The sequence below is a fragment of the Propylenella binzhouense genome, assembly GCF_009866965.1.
In the GTDB taxonomy this organism is placed as follows: domain Bacteria; phylum Pseudomonadota; class Alphaproteobacteria; order Rhizobiales; family Afifellaceae; genus Propylenella; species Propylenella binzhouense.
Genome location: NZ_SPKJ01000115.1, coordinates 1 through 11158, shown reverse-complemented (window position 1 = coordinate 11158; position 11158 = coordinate 1). Strand labels below are relative to the sequence as shown.

The following is an 11158-nucleotide window of genomic DNA, read 5'->3' as shown; positions in this document are numbered from 1 at the left end:
GGCTGCCGCTCCTGCGGTGGTCGCGGCAGCGGGCGGCGCCGCCGCTCCGGCGGCGCCGGCAAGCGCTCCGCCTTCGCCTCCGACCTCCGAGGAAATGCCGCTGCCGCCCATCCCTGCGGCGGTTCCGCCCGGAACCGTGGCCGCACCGGTACCGGCCGCCCCGCTGGCCGGAACGGCGGCGGAGACGCCCGCGGCCGGGTCCGGGCGGACCATCGCCGAGGAGGCCGAGATCGTGGAATCGCCCGGTGCGCTCCCCGGCGAGGCGATTCCTCCGGGAGCGACTGGCGTGCCGGAGATCGGCCGCGATTCGGAGGCCGCGCCGGCGCCCGCTCTCGAAGAGGAGCGGCCGCGGCACCACGGGCCGATCGAGACGGTGTCGCATGCCGCGCACGACGTCGAGGAGGAGGTCGAGTTCAAGGCCGCCAGCGGCTTTCTGGGCGGGCCGGTGGTCTGGGGCCTTCTGGTTCTCGCCGTCCTGATCGTCTTCTATTTCATCTTCGAGTGACCCCCGCCGAAGCAGGCGCGGGGCAAGGGAGGCTCGTATGTCCAGAGTGGAGTTGACCGTCAACGGACGGTCCGTCGCCCGGGAGGTCGAGGATCGGACGCTGCTCGTCCATTTCCTGCGCGACCATATCGGGCTGACCGGAACGCATGTCGGCTGCGACACCTCGCAGTGCGGTGCCTGCGTCGTCCATCTTGACGGCCGGGCGGTGAAATCCTGCACGGTGCTCGCCGCCCAGGCGAGCGGCGGCGAGGTCGTCACCATCGAGGGGCTGGCTGCCGGCGAGGATCTCCACCCGGTTCAGGCCGCCTTCCGGGAGCATCACGGGCTGCAATGCGGCTATTGCACGCCCGGCATGATCATGAGCGCGGTCGACATGATCCGCCGCTATGACGGGCAGCTCGACGAGAAGACCGTCCGGCACGAGCTCGAGGGCAACATCTGCCGCTGCACGGGCTACCACAACATCGTGAAGGCGATCCTCGCCGCCGCCGGGACCATGCGGCAGGAGGACATGCGCGCGGCCGCGGAATAGCGCCCGGTTCCGGTTCCGCACCGGAGATCTGTACCGGGCGCGTCGGCCGGAGGCTGCGGCGAGCCGGCCCGACCGCGAGCGAGGGAATGATCGGCCGCCCGGTCCGCTGCCGGAGCGGCGGGAGATAGCGGGAGGAAAAGCCATGGGCGTGGAGGGTATCGGCGCGCGTGTTCTCCGCACGGAGGACCGGCGCTTCATCACCGGAAAGGGCAAGTACACCGACGACATGACGATGCCGGGCATGGCCTATGCGGCCTTCGTCCGCTCGCCCCATGCGCATGCGCGGATCGTCCGGATCGATACCGGCGCGGCCGCGCGGATGCCGGGGGTCATCGGCATCCTGACGGGCAAGGAGCTTGCCGCCGACGGCATCGGCAATCTGATCTGCGGCTGGATGATCCATTCCAAGGACAAGACGCCCATGAACATGGGCCAGTATCCGGCGATCGCGACGGAGACGGCGCGCTTCGTCGGCCAGGCCGTGGCCGTGGTCGTGGCGGAGACCCGCGGAGAGGCGCGCGATGCCGCCGACGCCGTCGAGATCGAGTGGGAGGAGCTTCCCGCCATCATCGATCCCCTGCAGGCGATCGCCGAGGGTGCCCGCCAGATCCACGAGAACGCCAAGAGCAACCTTATCTACGATTGGGAGATCGGCGATTCCGCCGCCGTCGAGGCCGCCTTCCAGCGCGCGGCGCACGTCACCCGCATCGACCTCGTGAACAACCGGCTCGTCCCGAACGCGATGGAGCCGCGTGCGGCGCTCGGCTACTACGATGCCGGCAGCGATCATTACACGGTGTGGACGACCAGCCAGAACCCGCATGTCGCCCGGCTGGTGATGTCGGCCTTCTACAATGTCGCGCCGGAGCACAAGCTGAGGGTGATCGCGCCGGATGTCGGCGGCGGCTTCGGCTCGAAGATCTTCATCTATCCGGAGGAGATCGTCTGCCTCTGGGCCTCGAAGCGCACCGGCGTGCCGGTGAAGTGGACGGGCGACCGCAGCGAGGCGTTCCAGACCGACGCGCATGGCCGCGACCACGTCACCCATGCCGAGATGGCGTTCGACGGCGACGGCACGATGATCGGCCTGAAGGTCGATACGATCGCCAATTTCGGCGCCTACATGTCGCTCTTCTCGTCGGCGGTGCCGACCTATCTCTACGCGACGCTGCTCTCCGGGCAGTACGCGCTTCCCGCGATCCACTGCAACGTGCGCGCCGTCTACACGAACACGACGCCGGTCGACGCCTATCGCGGCGCCGGCCGGCCGGAGGCGACCTACGTGCTGGAGCGGCTGGTCGAGACCGCCGCGCGCGAGCTCGGCATGTCGCCGGCCGAGCTCCGGCGCCGGAACTTCATCAGGAGCTTCCCGCACCAGACGCCCGTCATCATGAACTATGATTCCGGCGATTACGAAGCCTCGCTCGACGCCGCCATGAAGGCGGCGGACTATGACGGCTTTCCCGCCCGCAAGGCCGAGGCGGCGCGGCGCGGCAGGCTGCGCGGCATCGGCATGTCCTGCTACATCGAGGCCTGCGGCATCGCGCCGAGCGCGGCGGTCGGCTCCCTCGGCTCCGGCGTCGGGCTCTGGGAATCTGCCGAGGTGCGCGTCAATCCGGTCGGCACCATCGAGGTCCTGACCGGCTCGCACAGCCACGGCCAGAGCCACGAGACCACCTTCGCGCAGGTGGTGGCGGAGCGCTTCGGCATTCCGCTCGCCAATGTCTCGGTGCTGCACGGCGACACCGACAAGGTGCAGTTCGGCATGGGTACCTACGGCTCGCGCTCCGGCGCGGTCGGCCTGTCGGCGATCGTCAAGGCGCTCGACAAGGTGGAGGCGAAGGCCAAGCGCATCGCCGCCCATCTCCTCGAGGCGGCCGAGGGCGACATCGAGATCCGCGACGGCGAGGTCCGGGTCGCCGGCACCGACCGCAAGCTCGCCTGGCACGAGGTCTGCCTCGCCGCCTATACCGGCCACAACCTGCCGCCGGGGCTCGAGCCCGGCCTCAAGGAGGGGGCGTTCTACGACCCGACCAATTTCACGTTCCCGGCCGGCTGCTACATCTGCGAGGTCGAGATCGACCCCGCCACCGGCCGCACCGCCATCGTCCAGTTCGTGGCGGCGGACGATTTCGGCCGCGTCATCAACCCGATGGTGGTCGAGGGGCAGGTTCATGGCGGCATCGCGCAGGGCGTCGGCCAGGCGCTGCTGGAGGCCTGCGTCTACGACCGCGACACCGGCCAGCTGGTGACGGCGAGCTACAACGACTACGCCATGCCGCGCGCCGACGACCTGCCGTCCTTCAAGGTCTCGACCACCGAGACGATCTGCCCGGGCAACCCGCTCGGCATGAAGGGCTGCGGCGAGGCCGGCGCGATCGGCTCGCCGCCCGCCGTGATCAACGCGATCACCGACGCGATCGGCACCAACGAGATCGACATGCCGGCCACCCCGGAGAAGGTCTGGCGCGCGATCCGCGCCTCGGGCCTCGCCGAAGCGGCCGAATAAGGAGACGGCGATGTACCAGACGACCTACCACCGGCCGACCAGCCTCGCGGAGGCGGCGCGGCTCTTCTCCGAGGCGGGCGATGCCGCCTATGTCTCGGGCGGCCACACGCTGATCCCGGCCATGAAGCTCCGGCTCTCCGCCGCCGCCAACCTCATCGACCTCCGCCATGTCGGCGAGCTGAAGGGCATCAGCGTCACGGCCGACGAGGTCGCGATCGGCGCCGGCATGACGCATGCCGAGGTCGCCGGCGCCGCCGAGGTGAAGGGCGCGATCCCGGCGCTCGCCGGCCTCGCCGGCTCGATCGGGGACGCCCAGGTCCGCCATCTCGGCACGATCGGCGGCTCGGTCGCCAACAACGATCCGGCGGCCGATTATCCGAGCGCGGTGCTGGCGCTTGCCGGCACGGTGGAGACGGACCGGCGCGCGATCGCCGCCGACGATTATTTCGTCGGCCTCTACGAGACCGCGCTCGAGGAGGGCGAGATCGTCACCCGCGTCCGCTTCCGCGTGCCGGAGGCGGCAGGCTACGCCAAGTTCCGCAATCCCGCCTCGCGCTATCCGATGGCCGGCGTCTTCGTCGCGCGCCATGGCGACGGCAGCGTCCGGGTGGCCGTGACCGGCGCCGGCAATTCCGGCGTCTTCCGCGCGGCGGAGATGGAGCGGGCGCTCGCCGCGGATTTCTCCGCCGACGCGCTGAAGGGCATCGCGCTCGATCCGGCCGACATGATGGGCGATATCCACGGCTCGGCGGAATATCGGGCGCATCTGGTGACGGTGATGGCGCGCCGGGCGGTGCAGAATCTCGGCCAGGCGCTCGCCTTCGTCTGAGGGCGGGCGGCGGTTGCGCGGGGAGGGTGGCATGGCGTGGCTCCGGTGCGCGGCGGCGCTCCTCTCCGTCCTCCTCGCCGGCCCGCTTCGTGCGCAGCCGGCCGCCGATCTCGTCGCGCCCGAGCCGGCGACCGCTCCGCTCCCCGAAGCGGGCGCGCGGAAGCCCGTCGTCGCGGCGAATTGGATGGTCGCCGCCGCGAACCCGCTCGCGGCGGAAGCCGGGGCCGAGATCCTGCGGAAGGGCGGCAGCGCGGCCGATGCCGCGGTCGCGGTCCAACTCGTCCTCGGCCTCGTCGAGCCGCAATCCTCCGGTCTCGGCGGCGGCGCCTTCGCGCTCTACTTTGATGCCGGGGCGAAGAAGCTCACGACCTTGGACGGGCGCGAGACGGCGCCCGGCGCCGCCACGCCGAAGCTCTTCCTCGACGACAACGGCGCGCCGCTCCGGTTCTACGATGCCGTGGTCGGCGGCCGCTCGGTCGGCGTGCCGGGCACGCCGCGGCTTCTGGAGGCGCTCCACGCCCGCTTCGGAACGCTCGGCTGGAGGGATCTCTTCGGCCGCGCCATCGACCTCGCTGAGAACGGCTTCCCCGTGTCCCGGCGCCTGCTCGCGCTGGTTTCGGAGGATACCGAGCGGCTGTCGCGCTTCCCGGCGACGCGGGACTATTTCATCAGCGGGCTCATGCGCGCGCTCGGCTATGACGAGGGCCTGAAGAATCCGGCCTATGCCGAGACGCTGAAGGCGATCCGGGACGGCGGCGCCGACGCTTTCTATTCCGGCCCGATCGCGAGCGACATCGTGGCGGCGGTGCGCGGCGCGGAAGGCAATCCCGGCGTGCTCGCGCTCCGCGACCTCGCAGGCTACGAGGTCAAAGAGCGGGAGCCGGTCTGCGGGCCCTTCCGCCTCTATCTCGTCTGCGGCATGGGCCCGCCGAGCTCCGGCGGCGTCGCTGTCGCCCAGATCCTCGGCCTCCTCGCGCCGACGCCGATCGCGAGCCTCGGCCCGGACGATGTCAGGTCCTGGCAGCTCTTCGGCGATGCCACCCGGCTCGCCTTCGCCGATCGCGAGCGTTACCTCGCCGACAGCGATTTCGTGCCGGTGCCGGTGAAGGGCCTGCTCGACCCGGATTATGTCGCCGGCCGCGCCGCTCTCCTCCAACCCGGGCGCCGGCTCGAGAAGGCCGAACCCGGCGAACCGGCCTGGGATCATGCGCTCCGCTGGGGCGACGGGGAGGCGATCGAGCTGCCCTCCACCAGCCAGATCGTCATCGTCGACGCGAAGGGCGACGTCCTTTCGATGACGACCACCATCGAGAACCAGTTCGGCTCGCGGCTGATGGTGCGGGGCTTCCTCCTCAACAACGAACTGACCGACTTCTCCTTCCGCACGCAGGCGGGCGGCCGGCCGGTCGCCAACCGGGTCGAGCCCGGCAAGCGCCCGCGCTCCTCGATGGCGCCGACCATCGTGCTCAAGGACGGCGCCCCGGTGCTGGCGATCGGCTCGCCGGGCGGCAGCCAGATCATCCCCTATGTCGCCGAGGCGCTCATCGCCGTGCTCGATTGGGGTCTCGACGTCCAGAGCGCTGTCGACCTGCCGCATCTCGCGAACCGGTTCGGCGCCTTCGATTTGGAGGCGGGAACCGCGGCCGAGCGCTTCGCTCCGGCGCTTCGGGGGCTCGGCTACGAAGTGAAGGCCGGCGAGCTGAATTCCGGGCTGCAGGCGATCGAGATCGCCCCGGGCCGGCTCCAGGGCGCGGCGGATTCCCGGCGGGAGGGGGTCGCGATCGGCGAATGAGCGGCGCCTTCACACGCCTCTCACCGCGAATTGGTTTGCGGCGGGCGGCGCCGGCGGGCAATTCCCGGCAAAGGAGATCGCCATGTTCCCGCGCCTGATAGCCTGCCTCCTTGCCGCTTTCGTTTCCGCCGCCGCCGCGCGCGCCGAAGCGCCCGATCCGTCCCGCTGGCAGGCCGTGCTCGCCGCCGCGCGGGGCGAGACGGTCTATTTCCATGCCTGGGGCGGCGAGCCGCGCATCAACGATTACATCGCCTGGGTCGGGCGCGAGGTGGCGGCGCGGTTCGGGGTCGAGCTCGTCCACGTCAAGGTGGCGGAAACGGGCGCGGTGGTGGCCAAGGTCCTGACCGAGAAGGCCGCCGGCCGGACCGGGAACGGCTCCGTCGATCTCGTCTGGATCAACGGCGAGAACTTCGCCGCGATGAAGGAGAACGGCCTCCTTCTGTCCGAGCCCTGGGCCGACCGGCTTCCGAGCTACCGCTTCGTCGATGTCGCCGGCAAGCCGACGGTCGCGCGCGATTTCGGCGTGCCGGTGGATGGTCTCGAGGCGCCCTGGGGCATGGCCAGGCTCGTCTTCTTCTACGATCCGGGCGAGGTTCCCGCCCCGCCCCGTTCGGCGGAGGCGCTCGCGGCCTGGATCGAAGCCAATCCCGGACGCTTCACCTATCCCCAGCCGCCCGATTTCATGGGCACGACCTTCCTGAAGCAGCTTCTCGTCGATCTCGCGGCCGACCCGGCGGCGCTCGCCCGGCCCGTCGGATCGGTCGATTTCGAGGCGGTGACCGCGCCGCTCTGGGCCTATCTCGATCGGATCACACCTCTCCTCTGGCGGCAGGGGCGGGCCTATCCGCGGGATTACGGCGGCATGCGGCAGCTCCTCGCCGACGGCGAGACGGCGATCAGCTTCGCGTTCAACCCCGCCGACGCGTCGAGCGCGATCGCGAATGGCGAGCTGCCGGACACGGTCCGGAGCTTCGTCTTCGACGGGGGCACGATCGGGAACACGCATTTCGTGGCGATCCCGTTCGATGCCGGGGCGAGTGCCGGGGCGATGGTGGTCGCAAACTTCCTGATGTCGCCGGAGGCGCAGGCGCGGAAGGAGGAGGCGGCCGTCTGGGGCGACCCGACCGTGCTCGCCGTCGATCGCCTGCCGCCGGAGGACCGGGCGCGGTTCGCGGCGGTCGAGCGCGGTCCCGCCACGCTGCCGCCGGACGCGCTCGGGCCCGTCCTTCCCGAGCCGCATCCGTCCTGGGTCGCGCCGCTCGAGGCGGAATGGGCGCGGCGCTACGGTGTCGGGCAGTAGCCGGCCGGGCGTGCTGAGGCTCGCGCCGGCCGCGATCGTCCTCCTGCTCCTCGGTCCGGTCGCCGCGGGTCTCGGCGGCGTGCTCCTGCCGGCCTTCGGCTATCTGCCGGTGCTCGGGGGCGACAGCCTATCGGTCGAGCCGTTCCGCCGGCTTTTCGAGCTGCCGGGGCTCGCCGCCTCGGTGCTGCTGAGCCTCGGAACCGGACTGGCGGCGACCGCGATCGCCGTCTCGGCCGTCCTCCTCTTCGTCGGCGGCTCGTTCGGCACGCGCACCTTCCGCCTGATGCAGCGCTTCGTGTCGCCGCTCCTCAGCGTCCCGCATGCGGCCGCGGCGTTCGCGCTCGCCGTCCTGATCGCGCCCGCCGGCCTGCCGGCGCGGCTCCTGTCGCCCTGGCTCACCGGCTGGACGCATCCGCCCGACATTCTGGTCGTCCATGACAGGGCGGGCATCGCGATGGTTCTGGGCCTCGTCGCGAAGGAGATCCCGTTCCTGCTCCTGATGACGCTCGCCGCCCTGCCGCAGACCATGGCGCGCGAGCGCACCGAGCTGATGGCGAGCCTCGGCTACGGCCGCGTGCTCGGCTTCGCCCACGGCGTGGTCCCGGTCCTCTACCGTCAGCTTCGCCTGCCGGTCTTCGCGGTGCTTGCCTACGCCACGTCGAATGTCGACGTCGCGCTCGTGCTCGGGCCCACCACGCCGGCGCCCCTCGCGGTGCGGATCGTCGAGCTCCATGCCGATCCCGATCTCGCGATGCGCTTCGTGCTCGCGGCCGGCGCGGTCCTGCAGCTCGGCGTCACCGGCGCGGCGCTTCTCCTCTGGCTCGGGATCGAACGGTTTGCTGCGCTCGTCCTTGCCGCGCTCGCCCCGACGGGCTGGCGCGCATCCCGGGATGCCGCGGCGCGTCTTGCCGGCTCGGCCCTCGTGGCGCTTCCGGCCGGCGCCATCCTTCTCGGGACGGCGGGCCTTGCGCTCTGGTCGGTCGCCGGGCCGTGGCGGTTTCCGGACGCGCTGCCTGCGCGGGTGACGCTCGGCGTCTGGATGCGCGTGATGCCCGGCCTGTCGGCGGCGCTCGGGAACGCGCTCGCGATCGGCGTCTGCGCGAGCGCCCTCGCGCTCCTTCTGGTCGTCGCCGCGCTCGAGAACGAGGTCAGGAACGGCCATCCGCCGGGCTTCCGCGGCCTTGCCGCGCTCTATTTGCCGCTGCTCGTCCCGCAGGTCGCCTTCCTGTTCGGGTTCGACTTCCTCCTCGCCCGCGCCGGCTGGGACGGCCGCTTCGCCGCGCTTCTGATGGCGCATCTCGTCTTCGTGCTGCCCTACGTCTACCTTTCGCTGTCCGGGCCGTGGCGGAGCCTCGATCCGCGCTATGCGCGCGTCCTTGCGAGCCTCGGCCGCGGGCCCGGCACGGCGTTCCGGCGTCTGCGGCTGCCGATGCTCGCGCGGCCGATCCTGACCGCCTTCGCGGTCGGCTTCGCTGTCTCGGTCGGGCTCTATCTGCCGACCCTCGTCGTCGGCGCCGGCCGCTGGCCGACGGTGACGACGGAGGCCGTCGCGCTGGCGGCGGGTGGCGACCGCCGCATCGTCGGCGTCACCGCGCTGGTGCAGGCGCTCCTGCCGTTCCTCGGGTTCTTCGTGGCGCTCGCGGTTCCGGCCTGGCTTCACCGGAACCGGCGCGGACTAAGGGTGGCGCGGTGAAGGCCGGGCGCGATGCGGCCGGGCTGCGGCTCGAGGCGGTGCGCATCCGGCTCGCCGGGCGCCTGCTCCTTGCCGTCGATGCGGCCGTCCCGCCGGGGGCGATCCTGACCGTGATGGGGCCGTCCGGCTCCGGCAAGTCGACGCTGCTCGCCTTCGTCGCGGGCTTCCTCGATCCCGCCTTCTCGGCGGAGGGCGGCGTGATCCTCGACGGCGAGGACGTGACGCGCCTGCGGCCCGAGCGGCGCGGCATCGGCCTCCTCTTCCAGGACAGCCTGCTGCTTCCGCACCTCTCCGTGGCCGGCAACCTCCTTCTCGGCCTGCCGCCGCGGATCCGCGGCCGGCGCGCGCGTCGCCGTCTCGCGGCGGAGGCGCTCGCCGGGATCGGCCTTGCCGGCTTCGCCGAGGCCGATCCGGCCACCCTTTCGGGCGGACAGAAGGCGCGCGTCGCCCTGATGCGCACGCTTCTCGCCGAGCCGCACGCGCTCGCGCTCGACGAGCCGTTCTCCGGCCTCGATGCCGCGCTCCGCGGCCAGATGCGCGATCTCGTCTTCGGCGAGATCAGGCGGCGGCGCCTGCCGGCCCTGCTCGTCACGCACGATCCGGCCGATGCCGCGGCGGCGGCCGGCCCGGTGATCGAGCTCGCGGCGGTGGCGGAAGACGGCGCGCCGCCCCTATAAGGCCGCCATGCTGCCCGTCGAAGCCGCCCTGCCGGAGCTTTTCGCCGCGCTCGAGAAGGGCCGCTCGGCCGTGCTCGTCGCGCCGCCCGGCGCCGGCAAGACCACGCTCGTGCCGCTCCGGCTCCTCGACGCCCGGTGGACGCGGGGAGGCCGCATCCTGGTCGTCGAGCCGCGCCGGCTCGCCGCCCGCGCCGCGGCGCGCCGCATGGCCGGGACGCTCGGCGAGGAGCCGGGCGCCACAATCGGCTACCGCGTCCGCAACGAGACGCGCGTCTCCGCCTCGACCCGGATCGAGCTCGTCACCGCCGGCGTGTTCGTCCGCATGATCCTCGACGATCCCGGCCTGGAAGGCGTCGGCGCGATCCTCTTCGACGAGGTGCACGAGCGCTCGGTCGACGCGGATCTCGGGCTCGCGCTCGCGCTCGACGCCCAGGCGGCGCTCCGCGACGACCTGCGGCTCGTCGCCATGTCGGCGACGGTCGACGGGGCGCGCTTCGCCGCCATCCTCGGCGGCGCGCCGGTGGTCGAGAGCGCCGGGCGCATGTTCCCGGTCGAGACCGTCCATCTCGGCGCCGACGCGGCGATGCGCGTCGAGGATCGCGTCGCGGCGGCCGTCCGCCGGGCGCTCCGCGAGCGCTCCGGCAGCATCCTCGCCTTCCTGCCCGGCCAGGCCGAAATCATGCGGACCGCCGAGCGCCTGTCCGCCCTGCCGCCGGGCGTGGTCCTTGCGCCGCTCTACGGCGCGCTCGATCCCCGCAGCCAGGATGCGGCCGTCCGGCCGGCTGCGGCGGGCACGCGGAAGGTCGTGCTCGCGACCGCGATCGCGGAGACCTCGCTCACCATCGAGGGCGTGACGGTCGTCGTCGATTCCGGCTTCGCGCGCCGGCCGCGCTACGATCCGGGCTCCGGCATGAGCCGCCTCGAGACGGTCAGGGTCTCGCGCGCCGCCGCCGACCAGCGCCGCGGCCGCGCCGGCCGGACCGCGCCCGGCACCTGCTACCGGCTCTGGGACGAGCCGCAGACCGCCGCGCTGCCGCCTTTCGACCGGCCGGAGATCCTCGAGACCGACCTCGCGCCGCTCGCGCTGGCACTGCTTGCCTGGGGGACCTCCGATCCGTCCGCGCTGCGCTGGCTCGATCCGCCGCCTCCCGCCGCCTTCGCGGAAGCGCTCGCGCTGCTCGGCCGGCTCGGCGCGCGCGATCCGGCCGGCGGGCTTTCCCGCCACGGCCGCCGCATGGCCGATCTGCCCCTGCCGCCGCGGCTCGCCCATATGGTGCTCGAAGGGGCGGCGCGCGGCGCGGGCGAGCTTGCGGCCGACATC

Annotated in this window: 8 protein-coding genes and 1 pseudogene; all 9 read left to right on the top strand. The window is 72.3% G+C overall.

Going from position 1 to position 11158, the window contains the following annotated elements:
- Positions 1–505 (top strand): annotated as a pseudogene (locus tag E4O86_RS20295) (hypothetical protein); the annotation flags it as partial.
- Positions 506–542: 37 nt separating this feature from the next.
- Positions 543–1037 (top strand): (2Fe-2S)-binding protein, encoded by a 495-nt coding sequence (locus E4O86_RS20290; protein WP_161142372.1) that lies wholly within the window; start codon positions 543–545, stop codon positions 1035–1037.
- Positions 1038–1179: 142 nt separating this feature from the next.
- The gene (locus E4O86_RS20285) at positions 1180–3546 is read left to right on the top strand and encodes a xanthine dehydrogenase family protein molybdopterin-binding subunit (protein ID WP_161142371.1); all 2367 of its coding nucleotides are present in this window, start codon (positions 1180–1182) and stop codon (positions 3544–3546) included.
- Between the two features lie 10 nt (positions 3547–3556).
- Positions 3557–4375, top strand: coding sequence for an FAD binding domain-containing protein (locus E4O86_RS20280; protein WP_161142370.1), 819 nt, complete (start codon positions 3557–3559; stop codon positions 4373–4375).
- 31 nt (positions 4376–4406) lie between these two features.
- Complete coding sequence (ggt, locus tag E4O86_RS20275) at positions 4407–6167, top strand: gamma-glutamyltransferase (RefSeq protein WP_161142369.1); 1761 nt, start codon at positions 4407–4409, stop codon at positions 6165–6167.
- Between the two features lie 82 nt (positions 6168–6249).
- A complete protein-coding gene (locus E4O86_RS20270; RefSeq protein WP_161142368.1) occupies positions 6250–7467 on the top strand; it encodes an ABC transporter substrate-binding protein in 1218 nt (405 codons plus the stop codon).
- Positions 7454–9160 carry an ABC transporter permease gene (locus tag E4O86_RS20265; protein ID WP_343039201.1) on the top strand — a complete coding sequence of 569 codons (1707 nt, stop codon included), beginning with the start codon at positions 7454–7456 and terminating at the stop codon, positions 9158–9160. Before E4O86_RS20270 ends, E4O86_RS20265 begins: the two co-directional genes overlap by 14 nt.
- Positions 9157–9837 (top strand): ATP-binding cassette domain-containing protein, encoded by a 681-nt coding sequence (locus tag E4O86_RS20260; protein ID WP_161142367.1) that lies wholly within the window; start codon positions 9157–9159, stop codon positions 9835–9837. The genes E4O86_RS20265 and E4O86_RS20260 overlap by 4 nt, the downstream gene beginning before the upstream one ends.
- A gap of 7 nt (positions 9838–9844) precedes the next feature.
- A partial coding sequence (gene hrpB, locus E4O86_RS20255; protein ID WP_161142366.1) for an ATP-dependent helicase HrpB occupies positions 9845–11158 on the top strand: 1314 nt, incomplete at its 3' end.